The 18,955-nt window shown below is 61.8% G+C and carries 20 protein-coding genes; 6 read left to right on the plus strand and 14 right to left on the minus strand.

Going from position 1 to position 18,955, the window contains the following annotated elements:
- Nucleotides 1–243: 243 nt before the first annotated feature.
- From AC1DNW_RS27845 to AC1DNW_RS27860, 4 genes are read right to left on the minus strand one after another with little or no spacing between them, the layout of a single operon-like run.
- The gene (locus AC1DNW_RS27845) at nucleotides 244–1,047 is read right to left on the minus strand and encodes a 3-methyl-2-oxobutanoate hydroxymethyltransferase (RefSeq protein WP_477855029.1); all 804 of its coding nucleotides are present in this window, start codon (nucleotides 1,045–1,047) and stop codon (nucleotides 244–246) included.
- Between the two features lie 37 nt (nucleotides 1,048–1,084).
- The gene (locus AC1DNW_RS27850) at nucleotides 1,085–2,308 is read right to left on the minus strand and encodes an NAD(P)/FAD-dependent oxidoreductase (protein ID WP_477855030.1); all 1,224 of its coding nucleotides are present in this window, start codon (nucleotides 2,306–2,308) and stop codon (nucleotides 1,085–1,087) included.
- An 8-nt stretch (nucleotides 2,309–2,316) separates the two neighbouring features.
- On the minus strand, nucleotides 2,317–2,631 hold the full coding sequence (locus AC1DNW_RS27855) for a MocE family 2Fe-2S type ferredoxin (protein WP_113334810.1): 315 nt from the start codon (nucleotides 2,629–2,631) through the stop codon (nucleotides 2,317–2,319).
- A 22-nt stretch (nucleotides 2,632–2,653) separates the two neighbouring features.
- The gene (locus tag AC1DNW_RS27860) at nucleotides 2,654–3,742 is read right to left on the minus strand and encodes a fatty acid desaturase family protein (protein WP_477855031.1); all 1,089 of its coding nucleotides are present in this window, start codon (nucleotides 3,740–3,742) and stop codon (nucleotides 2,654–2,656) included.
- A 134-nt stretch (nucleotides 3,743–3,876) separates the two neighbouring features.
- On the opposite strand from AC1DNW_RS27860, the gene AC1DNW_RS27865 reads away from it, so the two are divergent.
- The gene (locus AC1DNW_RS27865) at nucleotides 3,877–4,905 is read left to right on the plus strand and encodes a LacI family DNA-binding transcriptional regulator (RefSeq protein ID WP_477855032.1); all 1,029 of its coding nucleotides are present in this window, start codon (nucleotides 3,877–3,879) and stop codon (nucleotides 4,903–4,905) included.
- A gap of 214 nt (nucleotides 4,906–5,119) precedes the next feature.
- Nucleotides 5,120–5,932, plus strand: coding sequence for a TIM barrel protein (locus AC1DNW_RS27870; protein WP_477855033.1), 813 nt, complete (start codon nucleotides 5,120–5,122; stop codon nucleotides 5,930–5,932).
- 5 nt (nucleotides 5,933–5,937) lie between these two features.
- Here AC1DNW_RS27870 and cobM read toward each other — a convergent pair whose 3' ends face one another.
- Both cobM and cbiE read right to left on the minus strand, forming a co-directional pair.
- Entirely contained in the window at nucleotides 5,938–6,696 is a 759-nt protein-coding gene (gene cobM, locus AC1DNW_RS27875) for a precorrin-4 C(11)-methyltransferase (protein ID WP_477855034.1), read from the minus strand.
- 4 nt (nucleotides 6,697–6,700) lie between these two features.
- Nucleotides 6,701–7,930 (minus strand): precorrin-6y C5,15-methyltransferase (decarboxylating) subunit CbiE, encoded by a 1,230-nt coding sequence (cbiE, locus tag AC1DNW_RS27880; protein ID WP_477855035.1) that lies wholly within the window; start codon nucleotides 7,928–7,930, stop codon nucleotides 6,701–6,703.
- Here cbiE and AC1DNW_RS27885 point away from each other — a divergent pair.
- Nucleotides 7,929–8,699: a cobalt-precorrin-6A reductase gene (locus AC1DNW_RS27885; protein WP_477855036.1), complete on the plus strand. Its 771-nt coding sequence runs from the start codon at nucleotides 7,929–7,931 to the stop codon at nucleotides 8,697–8,699. The two genes, cbiE and AC1DNW_RS27885, sit on opposite strands and share 2 nt — an antisense overlap.
- Here the strand turns inward: AC1DNW_RS27885 and AC1DNW_RS27890 are convergent.
- The 5 genes from AC1DNW_RS27890 to cobF form a co-directional block, all read right to left on the minus strand.
- Nucleotides 8,663–9,427 (minus strand): precorrin-3B C(17)-methyltransferase, encoded by a 765-nt coding sequence (locus tag AC1DNW_RS27890; protein ID WP_477855037.1) that lies wholly within the window; start codon nucleotides 9,425–9,427, stop codon nucleotides 8,663–8,665. The two genes, AC1DNW_RS27885 and AC1DNW_RS27890, sit on opposite strands and share 37 nt — an antisense overlap.
- Nucleotides 9,424–10,149, minus strand: coding sequence for a precorrin-2 C(20)-methyltransferase (locus AC1DNW_RS27895; RefSeq protein ID WP_477855038.1), 726 nt, complete (start codon nucleotides 10,147–10,149; stop codon nucleotides 9,424–9,426). Before AC1DNW_RS27895 ends, AC1DNW_RS27890 begins: the two co-directional genes overlap by 4 nt.
- Entirely contained in the window at nucleotides 10,146–10,778 is a 633-nt protein-coding gene (locus AC1DNW_RS27900) for a precorrin-8X methylmutase (protein ID WP_477855039.1), read from the minus strand. The genes AC1DNW_RS27895 and AC1DNW_RS27900 overlap by 4 nt, the downstream gene beginning before the upstream one ends.
- An 8-nt stretch (nucleotides 10,779–10,786) precedes the next feature.
- Nucleotides 10,787–12,142 carry a precorrin-3B synthase gene (gene cobG / locus AC1DNW_RS27905; protein WP_477855040.1) on the minus strand — a complete coding sequence of 452 codons (1,356 nt, stop codon included), beginning with the start codon at nucleotides 12,140–12,142 and terminating at the stop codon, nucleotides 10,787–10,789.
- Nucleotides 12,143–12,220: 78 nt separating this feature from the next.
- Nucleotides 12,221–12,985, minus strand: coding sequence for a precorrin-6A synthase (deacetylating) (gene cobF / locus AC1DNW_RS27910; RefSeq protein ID WP_477855041.1), 765 nt, complete (start codon nucleotides 12,983–12,985; stop codon nucleotides 12,221–12,223).
- 201 nt (nucleotides 12,986–13,186) lie between these two features.
- On the opposite strand from cobF, the gene repA reads away from it, so the two are divergent.
- The 3 genes from repA (at nucleotide 13,187) to AC1DNW_RS27925 (ending at nucleotide 16,770) form a co-directional block, all read left to right on the plus strand.
- Complete coding sequence (repA, locus tag AC1DNW_RS27915; RefSeq protein ID WP_477855042.1) at nucleotides 13,187–14,383, plus strand: plasmid partitioning protein RepA; 1,197 nt, start codon at nucleotides 13,187–13,189, stop codon at nucleotides 14,381–14,383.
- Nucleotides 14,380–15,378 (plus strand): plasmid partitioning protein RepB, encoded by a 999-nt coding sequence (gene repB / locus AC1DNW_RS27920; RefSeq protein ID WP_477855043.1) that lies wholly within the window; start codon nucleotides 14,380–14,382, stop codon nucleotides 15,376–15,378. Before repA ends, repB begins: the two co-directional genes overlap by 4 nt.
- Nucleotides 15,379–15,639: 261 nt before the next feature.
- On the plus strand, nucleotides 15,640–16,770 hold the full coding sequence (locus AC1DNW_RS27925; RefSeq protein ID WP_477855044.1) for an RHE_PE00001 family protein: 1,131 nt from the start codon (nucleotides 15,640–15,642) through the stop codon (nucleotides 16,768–16,770).
- A gap of 150 nt (nucleotides 16,771–16,920) precedes the next feature.
- On the opposite strand, the gene AC1DNW_RS27930 is transcribed toward AC1DNW_RS27925, so the two are convergent.
- The 3 genes from AC1DNW_RS27930 to AC1DNW_RS27940 are packed head-to-tail and all read right to left on the minus strand — an operon-like array spanning nucleotide 16,921 to nucleotide 18,951.
- Nucleotides 16,921–17,637 (minus strand): Bax inhibitor-1/YccA family protein, encoded by a 717-nt coding sequence (locus AC1DNW_RS27930; RefSeq protein WP_113300593.1) that lies wholly within the window; start codon nucleotides 17,635–17,637, stop codon nucleotides 16,921–16,923.
- A 20-nt stretch (nucleotides 17,638–17,657) separates the two neighbouring features.
- Complete coding sequence (locus tag AC1DNW_RS27935; RefSeq protein ID WP_477855045.1) at nucleotides 17,658–18,425, minus strand: anti-sigma factor family protein; 768 nt, start codon at nucleotides 18,423–18,425, stop codon at nucleotides 17,658–17,660.
- Nucleotides 18,412–18,951 (minus strand): sigma-70 family RNA polymerase sigma factor, encoded by a 540-nt coding sequence (locus AC1DNW_RS27940; RefSeq protein WP_477855046.1) that lies wholly within the window; start codon nucleotides 18,949–18,951, stop codon nucleotides 18,412–18,414. Before AC1DNW_RS27940 ends, AC1DNW_RS27935 begins: the two co-directional genes overlap by 14 nt.
- Nucleotides 18,952–18,955: the final 4 nt, after the last annotated feature.

The raw sequence follows: 18,955 nt of genomic DNA on the forward strand, positions 1-18,955 counted from the left end.
GCTTAATCCTTCGCGGGGGCAAGTCAATCGTTCCACAATTCCGGTGCAGTGACGCATCGCCGCAAGGCCGAAACCCGGCTTTCGCGCCTGCCGGTTGCGCCCAGGAGAGGTTGCCGGAATGGAGCGGCGTGGAAGGCAACGCAGAGAGTTCAGCGGAAGCGGCCCCCCGAGCCCCTAGCGGATCTCCTCATCTGCCCTGACGGGGGTATCTTCTTCCCGCCGGGCGAGGGGTGTCGGTGGCTGCTATTCGCCGGCTTCCAGCCGATGCAGGAAATTGCGCAACTCGGCCTCATCGATGCCGACGAGGTGGCGCTTTTCCGGATAGGCGCCGGAGCGGATATCCTCGGCAAATTCGCTGAAGGCGGCGATACGCTCGCGCTGCAGCCGGTCATGTTCGGCGGCGAAATTGCGATAGATCTTGGCGTGGCGCGGAGTGTGGTCGCGGTTGGTGCCGAGCACGTCGTCGGCGAAGAGATATTGCGCATCGCAGCCGTGGCCGGCGCCCATCGAGATCATCAGCATTGATGTTCTCTTTGAGATTGCTGCCGCCACATCGCCGGGAACGACTTCGATCTCGGCCGCAAAAGCGCCCGCCTCCTCCAGCGCCTTCGTCTGGCGCCAGATATCGAAAGCGCTGGCGGCCGTCTTACCAACGGCGCGGAAGCCGCCGGTCCAGGTGGCTTTCGATGGGATGAGGCCCACATGTCCGCAGACGGGAATGCCCTCGTCGCGCATGCGTCTGATGGTCTGCAGGCTTGCGGCGCAATAGACGGCATCGCCGCCCGCCTTCAGCGCCTTGAAGGCCTCACGCATATACTCCTCGGCCGAAACGTGGTCGCCATATTCCAGACCTGGAACGGCAAAGGGCGTGGGCGCCGCTTCTCGAAAAACTGGCCCGAGCAAAGCGGGTGGCACGGAGACCATGTCGATACCCGCCTTTTCCGCCGCTTCCGCCTCCTCCAGCGAGGTGATGCGCAACATGGTGAGCTGCCGTTTTCCCTTGAGTGCAAGCAGGTCAGCGACCGTCGCGCGATAGTGTCTTTTCATCGCAAATTCCTTTGGGGCCAGTATCTGGATATCTCTCTCAGGCGGCGAGCAGCGTCTTCAGCTTGACGTTGCTGGCGGTCAGCGCGGTGGGATCTGGATGGGCGCGCGCGGCAATCAGCATTTCCGCCAGCCGGATATCGCGCGCCACCGCATTGCCCAGCCCGATGCCGCTTGCGGCAATGAGCCGACCCTCGCCATCGAGGTGGAAGAGGATGAAGGCTCGCTCGCCGAGATCGCGGCGCAGATGCATGACCGCGCCATCGGCAAGACCAGCGATCTGCAGCGTCATGTCGTACTGATCCGACCAGAACCACGGCACGGCAGAAACCGGCTCATCGGCGCCGAGCATATTGGCAGCGGCAAGCATGCCCTGCTGCTGTGCATTGCGCCAGGATTCGAGCCGCACCCGCCGACCGCCGTAGATCGCCAAGGGAAAGGAGCAGCAGTCGCCGGCGGCAAAGATATCGGGGATGGAGGTGCGCAGCCGGTCGTCGACGGCAATGCCGTTGTCGATAACAAGTCCGGTGGCCTCCGCAAGCTCGACATTCGGCCGGGCGCCGATGCCGATAAGCGCGAGATCGGCCTCGATCATCTCGCCGGTCGAAAGCGTGATGACGGCCTTGCCGTTCCGCTCCGTCAGGCTTTCGATGGAAACACCGCAACGCAGGTCGACGCCCTCGGCGCGATGGCGTTCGGCAACCACATGGGCAATTTCCTCCGGAACGCCGCGCTTCAGCACCCGCTCCAGCCCTTCGATGAGAACGACATCGGCGCCGAGTTGTCGGGCGGTCGCGGCGACCTCCAGCCCAATGAAGCCACCGCCGATGACAGCAAGCCGCCTGCCGGGCTGCAGTATGGCGCGCAACGTCACGGCATCGTAGTGGGTGCGCAGCGAGCGGATATGGCTGCTTTCGGGTGCATTCGGAAAGTTGCGGGCGCTGGCGCCTGTCGCAAGCAGCAGCCGATCGTAGGCAAGCTTGCTGCCATCCGACAGGACAATGGTGCGCGCCATAGCATCGACGCTGATTGTGGTTACGCCCGTCACGAGGCGGATATTGCCAGCGGGATAGGTTTCGTGTGACGCGATGAATTTTGGATCGACACCGCCGGCAAGACCGGCCTTGGAAAGCGGCGGCCGTTCATAGGGCGCGTGCGGCTCGGAACCAACCAGCGTGACCTCTCCGCCAAATCCCTTTTCCCTGAGCGCGAAGGCGGCGCGTGCCCCGCACTGGCCTGCTCCGACAATGACGCAATGGGCCATGGCGCACCTCAGATCGCGATGAAGACAGCACCGTCTTCGATCTTGACGGGATAGGTCTTCAGATTGACGCAGACCGGTGCTCCCTTGGCCTCGCCCGTCTTGTAATTGAAGCGGCCATTGTGCTTGGGACATTCGATGATCTCGTCCATGACGAGCCCGTCGGCGAGATGGATCTGCTCATGAGTGCAGAGCCCGTCGGTGGCGAAGAATTCGTCGTCCGGGCTGCGATAGACCGCGAAGGTACGCCCGCCATGATCGAAACGCATGACGTCTTCCTCGTCGATCTCGTCCTTGCCGCAAACCTCGATCCAGTTTCCGCTCATCTCTGTTCCTCCCTTGATCCTGTTATTGGGCTGCCGGTGCCAGTTCGACGTGGAATTCCTCGCGATAGGGCCGCGCCGTGGCCGGCAGTTCCCGCTTCAGGAAATAATCTTCGTTACGAAGCTGGCGCAGGAAGGCCGGGATCATCTCGCGGTAGCCGGACCAGATCGATGGATTGGGCGCCGGCAGATCGTGCTTGATCATTGCATGCAGCTTCGGCAGCGCGTGATAGGGCACCATCGGGAACATGTGATGCTCGACGTGGTAGTTCATGTTCCAGTAAATGAAGCGGCTGATCGGGTTCATGCAGACCGTGCGGCTGTTCAGGCGGTGGTCGATGACGTCGTCGGCAAGCCCGCCATGCTGCAGCAGGCCGGTCAGGACGTGATGCCAGGCGCCATAAAGGCGCGGCAGGCCGATCAACATCAGAGGCAGGATCGAGCCCATGGAGATGGCAAGCGCGATAGTGACGACGTAGATCGCCAGCCAGATGCGGGCGATGCGGATCGTCTTCGGCTGCTCCATCTCGGGGATGAAGGTCTTTTCTTCGGCGCTGACGATGCCGGCCGCATTTCTGATCATGTCGATGACTGCATGCCAGGCATCGAGAATGCCGAAGAAATTCAGGATCAGCCGAAAGAGATCCGGCGGCCGCATGACGGCGATCTCGGGGTCGCGGCCGACGATGACGGTGTCAGTGTGGTGGCGCGTATGGCTCCAGCGCCAGGTCACCGGATTGCGCATGATCATGAAGCAGGCGATCTGATAGACGACGTCGTTCATCCAGCGCGTCTTGAAGGCCGTGCCGTGGCCGCATTCATGCCAGCGGCTGTCGGAGGCCGAGCCGTAGAGCACACCGTAAGCCAGGAAGAAGGGCGCGGCGATCCAGGCGCCCCAGAAATAAATGCCAAGTGCTGCAAAGACGACCATACTACCAAGCCACAGCGCCGTGTCGCGAATGGCCGGTGCATCGGAGCGCTGCATCAGCGCCTTCATCTCCTTGCGCGAAACGTCCGTGTGATACCATTGCGCAGCCGCAAGACCGGTTTCCACCGCCGTCCTGCCGTTCTCTCCCAAGAGGCTGTAATCGCGCTTGCCTGCCCCGCCAGCCATGCTTTCCTCCCTGCTAAGCTCTGGATCAGGAGAATAGGTTGACTTCGAAAGGCGCTCAATGCAGGCTTGATATATTCTATCAAAAGCCATCAAAAACGGCTTTCATTGATGATTGAAAACTATCAGGAACAACCGTGCGCCGTCCGACCATCTCCGATCTCGCCCAGGCTTCCGGCGTCAGCGTCGCGACGATCGATCGTGTCCTGAACGGCCGCCACCGTGTGCGCGAGGAAACGGCGCGCCGTGTCTATGATGCGGCCCAGTCGATCGGCTATCATGCCGTGGGTCTGATCCGCCAGCGCGTCTTCGAGGATCTGCCGCAATACCGTCTGGCCTTCCTGCTGCAGAAGCCGACGCAGCCTTTCTATCAAGCCTTCGCCCGCGAGATCGAGATGGCAGCCCGCAATGTCACAAGTGCGCGGATCCAGACTCAGGTGGAATATCCTGTCGCGACGACGCCCGCCGCGATCATTGAAAAGATCAAGCTGCTCGGCGCCCGGAACCAGGCCGTCGCTCTCGTCGGTCCGGATTATCCTGCGGTGACGGCAGCCGTCGAGGAGTTGAAGGAACGTGGCATTCCGGTCTTCTCGCTCCTCTCCGATCTTGCGACCGGCGTGCGGGACGCCTATGTCGGCGTCAACAATCGCAAGGTCGGCCGCACTGCCGCCTGGATGATTGCCAAAGCTGCCCGCCGGCCCGGCAAGGTTGCCTGTTTCGTCGGCAGCCATCGTTTTCATGGTCATGAGCTTCGCGAAATGGGCTTCCGCTCCTATTTCCGTGAAGAGGCCGCGGATTTCGAGGTGGTCGAAACGCTGATCAATCTGGAAACGCCCGAGATCACCCATGAGGCGACGTTGACGCTCCTGCAGAAACATCCCGATCTCGTCGGCCTCTATGTCTGCGGCGGCGGCATGGAGGGGGCGATCTCGGCATTTCGGGAAGAGGGCATCGCCGGCCGCATCGTGCTTGTTGTCAACGAGCTGACCGGCGACAGCAAGGCCGGGCTTGCCGACGGCATCGTCACTATGGCGATCGCAACGCCGCTGACCGCACTCTGCAAGGAAGCGGTGGCGCTGATGACCGGCGCGCTGGAACACGGCGAAATCGCCGTTCCAGGCCAGTCCTTCCTGCCCTTCGAGATTTTTCTGCCGGAGAATATCTAGAGCAGTCCCCGCTAAAGGGTGCAGCGGTTTCAAGCCCGCAATTGCGGAACAGACGGCTGTTGAAATGATGGAATCCCATCATTCTCATGGAAAATCTATCAGCGATGACAGGGTTTGATGGTGCGCAGCAGGTGGATTGGCTGGCAAATTCCAGTAGAAATTCGATTAGACATTCACATTGCTTCTCACCTGAGAGGCAAGGAGGAGACTTCGCATGGCATCCATTCGTTTTGCGCTGAACCACATGGCAGCGCCCTTGCTTTCGATCGAGGATTTTTTCGCGCTTGCCGTTTCGCTCGGTATCGATGCAGTGGAAATCCGCAACGATCTCTCGGGCAACGCCATCCTTGATGGCACCAGGCCCGATGTCATCAAGGCTGCGGCGGCTCGCCACGGCGTTGCGATCATCTCCATCAATGCGCTGCAGCGCTTCAATGAATGGAATGCGACGCGCGAGCGCGAGGCCCGCGAGCTGATCGATTATGCCAAGGCCGTCGGCTCGCAGGCGCTAGTGCTGGTTCCGAAGAATGACGGCACGGGACGCGCCGATGGCGAACGGCAGGCCAATCTGCGCCGCTCGCTCGAAGAACTCCGCCCGATGCTCGATGCCGCCGGAATTGTCGGTCTCGTGGAGCCGCTGGGCTTCGAGATCTGCTCGTTACGCTCCAAGGCGGAAGCCGCCGACGCAATCGAGACGCTCGGCGCGCAGCCGACTTTCCGGCTGGTGCACGACACCTTCCATCATCACTTGGCTGGTGAAACGCCATTCTTCCCACATCTGACGGGGCTGGTGCATATTTCCGGCGTCATTAATCCAGCCGTTTCCATCGCCGACATGCGCGATCCGCACCGGGTTCTCGTCGACGCCGATGACCGGGTGGGCAATGCCGCCCAGATCAGCGCGCTGCTGCAGGCAAGCTACAAGGGGCCTTTCTCCTTCGAGCCTTTCGCATCCGAAGTCCATGCGCTGAAGGATCCCGCCGCCGCATTGAAAGCGAGCATGGATTATCTCGCAGCGAATGTCTGAGACGCCTATTCCCGACCGCGGAAGCGGCGCTGATAGGCAGGGTCGTAGAGCGAGCTTTCGCGAAAATCCTCTGATGCAAGCGAGCGGCCGACGAAGATGATCGCCGTGCGTTCGATCGGCTCGGCCGCCACCTTCTCCTCGATATCGGCGAGCGTGCCGCGCAGGATGCGCTGGTCAGGCCAGGTGGCTTTCACGACGATTGCGACAGGGCAATCGGCGCCATAAAGCGGGGTCAGGTCCGCAACGACCTCAGCCAGCACATGGATGGCGAGGTGGATGGCAAGCGTTGCCCCCGTCGCCCCGAATTTTGCGAACGTCTCCTCGTTCGGCATCGGCGAGGCGCGGCCGGAAACACGCGTCAGCACGAGGCTTTGGGCCACGGCGGGGATCGTCAGTTCTCGGCCGAGTGCGGCGGCGGCGGCGGCGAAGGCCGGTACGCCCGGCGTCATCGTATAGGCGATGGCGTGCTTTTCCAGCCGGCGGACCTGCTCGGCAACGGCACTCCAGACCGAGAGATCGCCGGAATGCAGCCGTGCCACATCCTCACCAGCCTCCGCTGCGCGGAGATATTCGGCCTCGATCTCGTCGAGCGACAGAGGCGCGGTATCGATGATGCGCGCCCCCGGCGGGCAATATTGCAGGAGGTCCGGCGAAACGATGGAACCGGCATAAAGGCAGACAGGGCATTTGCCGATCAGGTCGCGTCCGCGAACCGTGATGAGATCTGCTGCGCCCGGTCCGGCGCCGATGAAATGAACCGTCATTCGTTTATTCCTTGATCCAGCGCCACTGCGTGACTGGCATGGCCGGCCGCCAACCGCTCATGCCGCCGACGGGTGCGACGCGCGCAATTTCGATCTTCGTCAGGAAGCCGCCACGTGCGGCATATTCTGCCAAGAGCACCGCTTCCATTTCCAGCGTCACGGCGTTGGCGACGAGCCGCCCTCCCCGCTTCAGGGCCGCAATCGCCGCATCGATCACACCGGCTTCACTGCCGCCGCCGCCGATGAAAATCGCGTCCGGTACCGGCAAGCCGGCAAGTGCTGCAGGTGCTGTTCCTTCGACAAGCGCAAGCTGCGGCACGCCGAAGGCGGCGGCATTGCGGGCGATACGGGCGGCCCGCGCCGGTGCCTGCTCGATGGCGATCGCCCTGAGCGATGGATCGGCAAGCATCCATTCGATGCCGATCGAACCCGAGCCGGCGCCGATATCCCAGAGGACTTCACCATGGCGCGGTGAAAGCGCTGAGAGCGTGATGGCGCGGATCTCCCGCTTGGTGATCTGTCCGTCATGGTCGAAGAGCGCGTCATCGAGGCCGCAAGCATAGGACAGGATGCGCGCCCCTGCCCCCGCTGCTACTTCGAGGGCGCAGACATTCAACGGGTCGATATCGGTGAGATCGAAGGCTGATGCTGTCGTGCTCCTGATACGCTCCTGTTTGCCGCCGAGCGCTTCGAGAACCGTCAGCCGTGTCCCGGAAAACCCATCGGCAGCAAGCAGTTCGGCAAGTGCCTGCGGCCCCTTCTCATCCGAGGTTAGCGCCAGAATGCGCCGGCCGGAATGAAGATGCGGGCGGATGAGATCGAGCGGGCGTCCATGCAGCGACACGCAGGCCGTCTCCTGCAGCGGCCAGCCGAGACGTGCGGCGGCGATACTGAATGCGGATGGTGCAGGAATGGTACGCATTTCGTCCGCCGTGACATAGCGCGACAACGTCGCTCCAACGCCATAGAGAAAGGGATCACCCGAGGCTAGTACCACGACAGGTGTGCCGCGTCGTGTCAGGATCGCCTCGACGGATTGTTCGAAAGGGCTCTGCCAGGCAAAACGCTCGCCCGAAATCAGCGGACCGGCAAGCGCATGGTGGCGTGCGCCGCCAAAGACGGCGGGGGCGGCAGCGATCAAGCGCTTCGCCTCCTCGCCAAGGCCTTCTGGACCATCCTCGCCGATACCGATAAGAGTGAGCCAGCGCGGGCCGGTGGGGGAGATATCAGACATGGACAGGACCCGCATTCTGATCCTCGGCGGCACGAGCGAAGCGCGCAGACTCGCCACCGAACTTGCCGCGCGAGAAAACCTCGATATCCTGCTGTCGCTGGCGGGCCGCACGGAAGCTCCTGCAGAACAGCCGGTTCCCGTCCGCATTGGCGGCTTCGGAGGTGCGCAAGGCCTCGCCGATTTCCTGATGGCCGGACGCTACGACCTGCTGATTGATGCTACCCATCCTTTCGCCGAACGCATTTCGGCCAATGCCGCGGCCGCAGCCGAACGCAGCGGCATAACCGCCATCGCACTTGTCCGTCCCGAATGGGTGCCAGTGCCGGGCGATCATTGGCACATCGTTCCTGATATTCCATCGGCTATCGCCTCGCTTGGCCCGACACCGCGCCGTGTCTTTCTGGCGACCGGCCGCCAGGGCGCCCCTCATGCCGAGGTCGCTCCGCAGCATTCCTATCTGGTGCGCAGCGTCGATCCTGTGGATCCGCCGCTTGCCCTTACCGACGTCGAATATATCCTCGACCGCGGTCCCTTCGCGCTCGAAGGCGAGCTTAATCTCCTGCGGAAACACAGCATCGAGGCCATCATCACCAAGAATAGCGGCGGCTCGGCTGCTTATGCGAAGATCGAAGCCGCACGTGTGCTCGGTATCAAGGTTGTCGTGATCGCCCGCGCGCCAGCTGCCGCCATGATGACGGTGGAAACGGTGGAGGCGGCGGTCGAAGCGATTGATCATCTCGTCTCCGAGGCCATGAAGCGTGGCGTATAGATCAGATCCGGCCGGCCTTCGCGGGCAACGATCCGCGTCTCCGGCGATCCGATGATCACACAAGTCGCCATATCGGCCATATCGGCATTGGCCTCTGCGAGCGGCTGCACGGCGATCCGTTCGTCAGGCCGTCCGGCCGCTCGGCCGAAGATAACCGGTGTTGTCTCAGGCAGGTACCGGCGCAGCAGCTCGAATGCCTTGCCGAGCTGCCAGGGCCGCGCCTTGCTGATCGGATTGTAAAGCGTAATGACGAAGCCTGCTTGTGCTGCAAGTTCCAGGCGTTTTTCGATGACGGTCCAGGGTTTCAGGTTGTCCGACAGCGATATCGTGCAGAAATCATGTCCGAGCGGTGCACCGACACGGGCGGCAACAGCCAGCATGGCGGTGATGCCCGGAAGGATGACGAGGTCGACGTCGCGCCATTCCGCCGTTCCCTTGTCGATCGCCTCGCACACGGCGGCCGCCATCGCAAAGACGCCGGGATCGCCGCCGGAGACGACGCAGACATCGGCGCCCCTGGCTGCGAGCGCTAGCGCAGCCCCTGCCCGGTCCAGTTCCTCGCGATTGTCGGAGGCATGCCGGGTCTGGTCGGCGCGCAGCGTCAGGCGATCGAGATAGGGTCCATAACCGAAAAACTGGGTGGAGGCCGCCACGGCAGCCGATGCTTCCGGCGTCATTTGCTCCGGATTGCCGGGACCGGTACCGATCACGAACAGCCGGCCGCTCATCGGTTGGCCTCCCAGCCGGGAACCAGCACCAGAGAGAAGTAGGGTGCTTCGCCCTCGTCCTTCTCGGCAAGCTTCACCATCGCGGCATTCGCCATGGTGCCGCGCTCGACATAGACGGCTTCGCCAAGACGGCCGGCGGCCTGTAGCGCGCGGCGGATCTTCGGCAGGTTGCGGCCGACTTTCATGATGACGGCAGCTTGGGTATCGGCAAGACGACGGGTGAGCTCCTGCTCGGCCATCGTGCCCGGCAGCACGGAGAGTACATCGTCGCCCTGGACGATCGGCATACCTGCTAGCGACCAGCAGCCGGACATCGCGCTGATGCCGGGGATGACTTCGGTCGGGTAGCGCTGCGCCAGCCGCACGTGCAGATGCATGTAGGAGCCGTAGAATAGCGGATCGCCTTCGCTCAGCACCGCAACCGTGCGGCTCGCAGCGAGATGATGGGCGATGGCATCGGCCGATGCATTATAGAAACCGGTGATGCGGCTCTGATAAAGCGGATCGTTTTTGGCGAGTTCGGTCGTGACCGGATAATAAAGTGGCAGCAGCTCGACGCCGGGTTTCAGCAGATGCTCGACGATCGCCTTGCCATTGCCGCCCCTGCCCTCCTTGGCGAAATAGGCAATCACGTCGGCGCTCTCGATGGCGCGGACGGCTTTGATCGTCAGAAGCTCAGGATCGCCGGGTCCGGTACCGACGCCGATCAGACGGCCGCTCATAGGCCGGGCCTCGAAAGCGCATTGATGGCGGCCGCCGTCATGGCGCTGCCACCGAGCCGGCCACGGACGATGGCATAGGGAACGCCATAGGAATTTTCCGCAAGCGCATCCTTGGATTCGGCAGCACCGACAAAGCCGACCGGCATGCCGATGATGACAGCCGGTTTCGGCGCGCCGTCACGCAGCAGTTCCAGAAGATGGAAGAGGGCCGTCGGCGCGTTGCCGATAGCAACCACGCTGCCGCCCAGCCGATCGAGCCAGAGGTGGATGGCGGCGGCCGAGCGGGTATTGCCGGTTTCACAGGCGAGCTCGTGGGTGCGGACATCATGCAGGGTGCAGATCACCTCGTTTTGAGCCGGCAGGCGGGCGCGGGTCACGCCGTGCGCGACCATCTCGGCATCGCAGAAGATCGGCGCCCCATCCTGCAGTGCAATGCGCGCCGCATGGACGAAATCGGGTGAGAAGACAAAATTCTGTGCGGCTTCGACCAACCCGCAGGCATGGATCATGCGGACAGCAATATCCGCCTCCTCGGGTGAAAAACGCGAGAGATCGGCTTCGCTGCGAATGATCGCGAAGGAGCGCTCATAGATCGCGTCTCCGCTGCGGATATAATCATAGTCTGGCATTGTTATTCCTATTGCAGCGCTTTGACGAGACCCGTGGGACCAAGCCTTTTCAGGCAGTCGGCACTCGACTCGCCGACGCTTCTTTTGTCTTCGATCAGCCGGGCGAGCCTCTCTATAGCGAATTCGATCCGTTCGCCAGCAATCCTTGCAGCCGGCCTGTCCGCGGCAAGCCCGTCGAGGACGAGGCCATAGCCCTCGGCTGAACCGACAATTGCCAGATCGGCGCGCCGGTGCGCGCAGCCTTTCGCACAGCCGGAAAGGTGAAGTTTGACCGAGCCGTCGAAGAGTGCGGGTATCAGCGCTGTCAGCTGTCCGGCCAGAGCCCTTGTATCGTAGAAGGCCGAGGCGCAGGCGCCTGCCCCTGCACAGGCGGCGATCTGCTCGGCCGGTTCATTGGCCGTCACGCTGAAACCATGATCGATCGCAGAGCGTTGCATAGTCTGCAGCGCTGTCTCGGTCAGGCCGATTAGCAAGAAGCCGCGATCGGGCGCCAGCCGGATTTGCTGCGCGCCGGCGCTTTCGGCAGCGTCAAGGAACGAGACCAGATCAGCGGCTTTCACTTGCCCGAATTGGAGCCTCACACCGAGCACGATTTTGCCGTCGGCCAATCTCGTGGTGCCGACGAAGGAGGCTTTCTTCGGTGCCGATTGAGTAAATGGGATGCTATCCATCTGCGGAAAACGCGCATGCAATGCCGCTGTCTCGAGATTTCGAGCGCGCATCTGCCTCCCGCTGGCAATCAGCATCTCAAGGAGCTCGCCCACGGCTATAATCACGGCATCGACATTGTCGAGAGCCAGTGGCGTCGCGGCTTCTGCATCGCCGGCTATGGAGAACAGCCATTGCCCGGACTGCTGCGCGACGAGACGGATATCTGCAGTGAGGCAGGACAGCGAAAACTGCCCGCCGCCGTCGATCAGGATGGATAGTTTCGGGGCGAGATGGTGCGAGGTGAGAAGCCCGCCGAGCCTGTTGCGCAGCGCCGCCTCCATATCCCCCGCATCGGCAATCTCATTGGCATCGATACCATGCAGCGGCGATATCTCGATTGCCACGCCATTGGGCACCGTGATGCCGGCAGTCTCGATATCCGCCGCCAGCGGCTCCACGGTTTCAGCGCGAAGGCCGCGGATCTGCAGATTGCCGCGGGCAGTAATTTCCAGGATGCCGTTTCCATGCTGTGCCGCGCTCAAGGCCAGCTGTCGGAACCGGGAAAGCGTAAGCGCACCGGCGGCCGGCCGCAGCCGGACGAGCAGGCCATCGCCGGTCTGCATGGGGGCTGCGAGCGCCGGGCAGGCACCACGCTGCATCCCCACTATATCAGGGCTTTCTGCTTTTAAGGTTTTACCGGCGGAGCTGCGCATTCATCTATCCTCTGGACCCGTCTCTTACATGATTGCACAGGATGCAGCAAAGTCAGGTCGCGCTGAGAACCGGGACGGTTACTCTTCGAAATCCCGCCCCTTGCGGAGAAGGTAGATATCCATGATCCAGCCATGGCGCGCCCGCTCCTCGGCACGGAGCCGGACGATGTCGTCGGCAATATCGCCAAGCCGGCCCGAGCGGATCACTTCATTGTCCGTGCCGAGATAAGCACCCCAGAAGATCTCGGCATCGGGATCGTCGATCTGCGAGAATGCCTGCTGGCCGTCGAGCATGACGACGGTACTTTCATGCGTCAGCCCGGTTTCGATCAGCCGTCTTCCGGTGGTGATCTCGATCGGCTTGCCGACGAGATTGACGGGGATGCGATGGCTTGCCGCAAGGGCCTGGATGCTGGTGATACCCGGAACGATGCTGTAGTCGAAGGTGCAGGCGCCGGCATCCCGCACCCGTTCGATGATGCGGATCGTGCTGTCATAGAGGCTCGGATCGCCCCAGACGAGGAAGGCGCCGGCGCCGGTTGCTGGCAGGTCGCCGATCAGGCCTTCATAAATACCGGCGATCGCCGCATGCCAGTCATCTACGCTCTGGGCGTAGCTCAGGTCCTGGGTTCCCCGCTTCGGTACCTCGAATTCGACGATGCGGACGCCTTGTCGGGTCAGATACCGCTCACAGATTTCCCGGCGAAGCTCGGCGAGATCTGCCTTTATCGCGCCCTTGGTCGGAATGAACACGACGTCTGCCGCATTCATCGCGCTAATCGCCTGCATGGTCAGATGCTCGGGATTGCCGGTGCCAATACCGATGATGTGAATATGCCGCACGTTTTCTGCCCTCGCGATTTCCAGCGGTTTGTGCCGCTAAAGTGGGTCTTTCGCAAGGGCAGACGAAAAGTTGGCCGCGGCCAACTTTCTATCTGTGTGGTTAGCGAACCGTTTATTGTCGCGAATCCCGAATCATGTCATCTTCGATACGCTTTTTGAGGCTATGCTGACGAAAAAGCGCTTTGAGAAGGGGCAAGTGTTTTGGACAATATTAACGTATCAACTACAGACGTTCGCATCGAACGGCATGCCACCCAACTCTCTCGCCAGCTGAAACTGCTGCGCGAGAAGCTCTTCCCGCCACTTTCGCAGAAGACGCTGCGCACCTTCACCTCGGGCGAGGCAGCACAGATGGTCGGTGTCTCCGATGGCTATCTTCGCCAGCTTTCGCTTGACGGCAAAGGGCCGCAGCCGGACGTTTCCCAGAACGGCCGCCGGTCCTATACGCTCGGCCAGATCAACGAGCTCCGCCAGCATATGGCCAAGATCAAGCCGAAGGATGCGCTCTCCTACCTGCCTTTGCGCCGCGACGGCGAGAAGCTGCAGACGATCGCGATCACCAATTTCAAGGGCGGTTCGGCCAAGACAACGACCACGCTTTATCTGGCACAGCATCTCGCGCTGGAAGGCTACCGGGTCCTGGCGATCGATCTCGATCCACAGGCCTCGCTTTCCTCACTGCTCGGTGTCCAGCCGGAATTCGATCTCGGGGATGGCGATACGCTCTATGGCGCAATCCGCTATGACGCGCAGCGACGCCCGCTGAAGGATGTCATCCGCAAGACCTATTTCGATGGTCTGGATCTGGTGCCCGGCAATCTCGAACTGATGGAGTTCGAGCATGAAACGCCGCGTGCCCTGAATGATCGCCAGAGGCCGGAAGAGCTGTTCTTCCGTCGCGTCGGCAACGCTATTGCTGAGGTCGAGGCGGAGTATGATATCGTCGTCATCGACTGCCCGCCGCAGCTTGGCTACCTCACGCTTGGTGCGGTCTGCGCCGCCACGTCGCTGCTTATTACCGTCCATCCACAGATGGTCGATGTCGCCTCCATGTCGCAGTTTCTCCTGATGACCTCGGATCTTCTCTCCGTCGTGCGCAAGGCTGGCGGCGACCTGCAGCACGATTTCATCAAATATGTCGTTACGCGTCATGAGCCCTTCGATGCGCCGCAGTCGCAGATCGTTGCGCTCTTGCGAAGTCTCTTCGGTGATGACGTGTTGACGGCGACCATCCTGAAATCGACGGCGATCGCCGATGCCGGCCTGACCAAGCAGACCCTTTACGAGATCGAAAAGGGCCAGGTTCGCCGCTCCACCTATGACCGGGCACTGGAATCGGTTAACGCCGCCAATGGCGAGATTATTGCCAGCATCCATAAAGCATGGGGTCGCACATGAGCAGACGAGATCGACTGAAGGGATTGTTCACCGATACGGCGCAGGAGTTGGCCGCGGCCAACTTCGAGGAAACTGCAGCGCGCGGTGCAGCCGGTCCGGTGCGCACCATGGCCCTGACACTTGGCCGCATGGAGGAAGAGAGCAGGGCGATGGAGGAGGCCCTGTCATCAGGCGAGCATATCGTCGAACTCGATCCGGAACTGATCGACACTTCCTTCATTCGCGATCGCCTCGCCGACGAGCCGCTCGATATGGAAGACGAGCTCGTGCAATCGATCGCCGAGAACGGCCAGGAAGTGCCGATCCTCGTGCGCCGCAATCCGCATCATGACGGGCGTTACCAGGTCGCCTATGGTCATCGCCGCCTCCAGGCCGTCAGGCTGCTCGGCCGCAAGGTGCAAGCGGTCATCCGTAAGCTCGACGACACCGATCTCGTCATCGCCCAGGGCATTGAAAACTCGGCGCGACGGAATCTCTCCTACATCGAGCGCGCCGTCTTCGCGCTCAATCTCGAACTGAAGAAGTTCGATCGTCCCATCATCATGAAGGCGCTCTCGACCGACAAGACGGAATTGTCGAAGCTTATCTCCGTGGCGAAGGCCATTCCAGCCGACGTCATCCAGGCCGTCGGTGCCGCTCCCGGCATCGGTCGCAGGCGATGGATGACGCTTGCCCAGGACTGGACCGATGCTGCTGCCGCGCGTCTGACGAAGCTGATTGTATCTTCCACCTTCAATGCTGTGGAAAGCGATCGCCGTTTCGAGCTGGTCATTGCCGAGCTTTCCAAGAAGGAAGAGATGAAGCCCGAGAGTGTCGAATATGACTGGAAGCCGGCGAGCGGCGGCAGGATAGCCGGTCGCATCAAGGGCTCCGGCACGTCCTTCACGATTGCGCTCAAGACCGGCGATGCACCGGATTTCGGCGCATACCTCTCAAGCCGCCTTGATGAACTTTATGAAGCCTACAAGGCGGGGAAGCCGAACGCCGGAAAGTAGGCTAGTGCTTAGCGGCGAATTGGAGCAGGGTTGCGATGAAGCGCCATGGTCGATAGGGCAGATTTCATCTGACTGGCGCAGCGTTTGCTCCGGTCACGACCGAGCTGTTTTTCGATGGAGGCAAATCATCGCATCCGAAAAACCGGGTGAAAACCCTGTGCCCGCCCGCCATGATGTTGTCCGCAAGTCTATGCCATGAAATAACTGACGGAAGAAAATGCGCCTTTCGCTTCCCTTTGCGAGAATCCATTAAGCCTAACAATGCGCTACGATATCGATGCTGCAATGCTCCAGACGCTGCTTCCGGCTATCGCCGGGGCCGAGGATGCTCTGGCACGGCTCGATGAACGAGCCGCCCGTTCGCCGGTGGGGCAGGGCTTTGCCGAGCGCAGCCATTTTTTCGATGCAGCCGGTGCATTGTGGGTGGCGGGAGAACTTGTTCATATCGAAGATCTGGTCTTGCACGACGCCCATATGGACAGCCGTGCGCCGAGCCACGAGCTGACGATCGCCCATTCGGTGCTGCGCACGCGACGGCGGATAGAGACGGCTGATCCCGGCTGGGCGCTCAGCCCGACAGGCCTCGGCGCGCTGAGCGCCAGTACGCTGGAAGGGGAGGATAGGGCGCCGGAGGCCGCAGATCTTACACCCCCCGGGCGGGAGGCTGACGGTGAGGACGACGAAGCGCCGCTCGCCGCAGAAATCGCCGAGCTCGATGCCCTGCTCGCCCGCTCGCAAAGGCTTCTCGATCATCATGCCGGAAAGCCTGTTGCGCAAGAGCCAGCGGAGGCCGCGTCCTCGCTGCGCGATGACGATCCGCTCGGCCTGTTTGGCGACGATGAATGGAATGAGGAGGAACGGCTTCAGCAATGGCGTGGTCTGATCCCGCTCGTCGAGGAGCTGCCGCCCAGTTTGGCGGCTGCGCTTCTTTTCGACGCTTGGGAGCGGATCGAGCCATTGCGCCGCCAGCATTGGCTCGGCGGCCTTCTGGTCGCCAGCAGCCTGCGGACCAGAGGCAAGGTCGCCTCGCACCTTTTTTCCTTTCATGCCGGGCTGAAACAGATCCGCCACGAGCGCCGACGCTCACGTGATCGGGTGGTCCGGCTGCAGGCTTTTCTTGATGCAATGCAAGAAAGTGCCGCCGCTGGCCTCAAGGAAATCGATCGCCTGTCGTTGGCGCGCACGCAGATGGAGCTGCGCTTCCGCGGCCGCCGCTCAAACAGCAGCCTGCCGCTATTAGCAGATTTCGTCTTGTCGCGGCCGATGGTCTCGGCCGCCATGATCGCACGCCAGCTCGGCATCACGCAGCGCGGTGCGCTGAACCTTGTCAACGAGATCGGCATCCGCGAAATCACCGGTCGCGGCCGTTACCGAGCCTGGGGTATTCTCTGAGCGATTGTCGGTCAGACAGGATCGAGCAAACGAAAACGGCCGGGCGTCAAGCCCGGCCGTTTCCTTTAGGGTGAACGCCCGGCCTGCCATCCTGTCACAGATCACAGACCGGGCGCTCTTGCGCTTCCATTGCCCCCAGAAGCGCGGTCTTTATTCCCGTTCGCCCGTGAAGTTGAGCAGAAGCTGGAAGATGTTGACGAAGTTCAGGTAGAGCGAGAGCGCGCCGAAGACAGCAAGCTTCTGGTTCGATTCCTGATCGTAGTTTTCCGAATACTGTTCCTTGATGTTCTGCGTGTCGTAGGCGGTGAGGCCGACGAAGACGACGATGCCGATCACCGAGATCGCGAACTGCAGGGCGGACGAGCCAAGGAAGATATTGACGACCGAGGCGATGATGATGCCGAACAGGCCCATCATCAGGAACGAGCCCATCTTCGAGAGGTCGCGCTTGGTCGTATAGCCGTAGAGGCTGATCGTGCCGAACATGGCAGCGGTGATGAAGAAGGTCTGTGCGATGCTCGTCTTGGTGAAGACCAGGAAGACGGAGGCAAGCGACAGGCCCATCACGGCGCAGAAGGCCCAGAAGGTCATTTGAGCGGTGCTCGATGACATCGACTGGATGCGGAACGAGAAGAAGAAGACGAAAGCGAGCGGCGCCAGCATCACCACCCACTTGAGCGGCGACTGGAAGATCGGCACGTAGAGCGCCGGTGTCGAGCCGACGACGAAGGCGACGATGCCGGTGATGACGAGGCCAAGCGCCATATAATTGTAAACGCGCAGCATGTGCTGGCGCAGGCCTTCATCGAAAAGGACCTGCGTATTGGCGGCCGAGCCTGTACCATAGCGGGGATTGATCGGGTTCATGACTGATCTCCTCGGTTAAACTAGTAGAGCGATCGGGCTAGCCGTTCGGCCGCCTGATCGAGATTGGTGCCTTTGTTTTCGGCGATCAGCGCGTAAGCGACCTCGCCGATCTGCCAGTAGGCGGCTTCTATTTTTTCAAGGGCGATATGGCTGACCGGCTTCACCTCGAAGGCACCCGGCCGGACAGCAAAGAGCGACAGGCGCTTGCCGTCGGCTTCCTCGATTGCCATTTCGACGCTCGGGCCAAAATCCGACGGGAAGATCTGCACATCGGCGACCTTCCAGTCCTTTGGCAGTTCGGGCATGACGATTGCTGTCGCAGCGCGGATTTCCTCGGCGCTATAGGCCGGGGCGGCCTGCGACGGAATGGTTTCGCGCACGGCAACGGTACGATAGGCGCGCACCGCATCCTCGACATAGGCCGGTGCCGGAACAGAAGCTGCGACCTCCGTTGCCGTAAAGGCGCCGAAGGAATTATGCGCCACCCAGCCGGCCGCCAAGAGAACACCAACGGCAGCGATGCGCTGCATGGAATGCAGGATGCGGCCATAAGAAAGGCCGCGCTCCAGCCTGCGGGCGGCATCGCGCGTTTCAGCGCGGCCGAAGGCGCTTTCGCCGGCAAGTGCCAAACGCAGCTCGCCTCTCATGCTGAGATCAGCCATGACCTTGGCGGCAATCGCCGGGTTCTCGGAGAGATAGGATTCCACCTGGATGCGCCGTGCGACATCGAGCTCGCCGTCCACATAGGCATCGAGATCGGCATCAATGATTGGATCAATCGCCTTCATTGCCGTTCCCCCCAATCAATCTCAGATGCGCGGTGCGCGGCGCCTTCTCCTCGAGCTCGCGCAGCTGGGCGCGGGCTCGGGAAATACGTGACATCAGCGTACCGACAGGAATGCCGAGCGCGTTGGCCGCTTCCTGGTACGAAAGGTCCTCGATCGCCACGAGGTGCAGCGCTTCACGCTGCTCTTCCGGCAGATCGAAAAAGGCGTTGCGCACCTGCTGCAGGCGCACCGCATGTTCCTGTCCGGCCGGTAGCGACTGTTCCGCCTCGACGGCCGCCTCGTCATGGCGGCGTGTCAGGGAGCGGTTCTGCCGAACGCGGTCGATATGCGCATTGTGCAGGATGGAAAGCAGCCAGGTGCGCAGGTTTCCGCCGCTGCGGAAGCTCTTGCGCTTCTCGAAGGCCCGGACCAGCGCATCATGCACCAGATCCTCCGCCTCATCCGAATTGCGCACCAGCGAGCGTGCGTAGCGCCGAAGCGCTGCGAGCTGACCGATGACATCGAAGGGGCGTTCTTTCCGTTCCATGATT

The organism is Rhizobium sp. 05L429, from assembly GCF_056397645.1.